This is a genomic window from Thauera sp. 28, assembly GCF_000310145.2.
GTDB classification, from domain to species: domain Bacteria; phylum Pseudomonadota; class Gammaproteobacteria; order Burkholderiales; family Rhodocyclaceae; genus Thauera; species Thauera mechernichensis.
On record NZ_AMXA01000079.1, the window covers coordinates 1 to 1,269 of the forward strand.

Consider the following 1,269-nt stretch of genomic DNA (forward strand, 5'->3'; position numbering starts at 1 on the left):
TCAGGGCAATCGCACCGACTTCGCATAAGCAAATGCAATAACGCTTTTACTTTCATGACCTTGCGAGACTCCTGTTCACATTGTCATAAGTTGTGTAGTTTCCTACCTTTTTGGGTATCCCATGAAGGCAGGAAACGTCATGCCGCTGACGCAGGTGTTCGTCTCGATTTCCGACCCGCGCAGCGCGCGGCATGCGCGCCACGTCCTGGCCGAGTTGCTGACGGTGGCGGTGTGCGCGGTGCTCTCGGGTGTCGACGACTTCGTCGACATCGAGTTGTGGGCCGAGGCCAAGATCGACTGGTTGCGAGGCTTCATGAAGCTTGAGCATGGCATCCCGTCTCACGACACGATCGGACGCGTGTTCGGCCTGATCGCGCCCGACGAGTTCGAGTCCGCGTTCCGGCGCTGGGTGGGCATGGTGGTGCCGGCGCTGGCCGGGGATACGGTCGTGGCGATCGACGGCAAGACGAGCCGGCGCTCGGGCGGCAAGAGCAAGACTGACGCCAGTCCGTTGCACCTGGTGAGCGCGTTTGCGGCCGGCATGGGCGTCGTGCTGGGCCAGACGGCGACCGCCGAGAAGTCGAACGAGATCACCGCGATTCCCGAACTGCTTGCCAAGTTGGCGATCGAGGGCTGCGTGGTGACGATCGACGCGATGGGCACCCAGACAAAGATCGCCCGCACGATCCGCGAGCGCGGCGCGCATTACGTGCTGTGTGTGAAGGAGAACCATCCGAACCTGCACGATTCGATCCTGTTTGCCGACATCGATCCGCGAGGGCCGCTGACGCCGAGCTCGACCCATGAGACCACGATCAAGGACCACGGTCGCATCGAGATCCGCCGATGCCGCGCCTACGCCGCGATCGATCGCCTCTACAAGTCCGAGGACTGGCAGGATCTGGCAAGCTTCGCGGTGGTCGAGCGCATTCGCACCGTGGGCGATCACACCAGCACCGAGCGCGTCTTCTACATCAGCAGCCTGCCCGCCGACGCCGAGCGCATCGCTCGGGCCGTACGCAGTCACTGGGAGGTGGAGAATCGGCTTCACTGGTGTCTGGACGTGCAGTTCAACGAGGATCAGTCACGGGTGCGCAGCGGCTATGCCGCCAACAACCTGGCCATCGTTCGCCACATTGTGATGAACCTGCTGCGGCTCAACACGACGCGCAAGGCGAGCATCAAGTCCAAGCGCATGCTGGCGGCGACTATCGACGAATTTCGTGCCGAGTTGCTTGGGGTTATGACATGAAGGTGCGATTGCCCTGT

1 protein-coding gene is annotated in these 1,269 nt (G+C 62.3%); it reads left to right on the forward strand.

What is annotated here, in order from left to right; genetic code table 11:
- Positions 1-121: 121 nt before the first annotated feature.
- Positions 122-1,252, forward strand: coding sequence for an ISAs1-like element ISTha2 family transposase (locus tag C662_RS19495; protein WP_083485707.1), 1,131 nt, complete (start codon positions 122-124; stop codon positions 1,250-1,252).
- The last annotated feature ends 17 nt before the right edge of the window (positions 1,253-1,269 follow it).

Excerpts from the sequence above, each read along its gene's own strand:
- C662_RS19495 (WP_083485707.1), top strand. The coding sequence starts at position 122 with ATGAAGGCAGGAAACGTCATGCCGCTGACGCAGGTGTTCGTCTCGATT.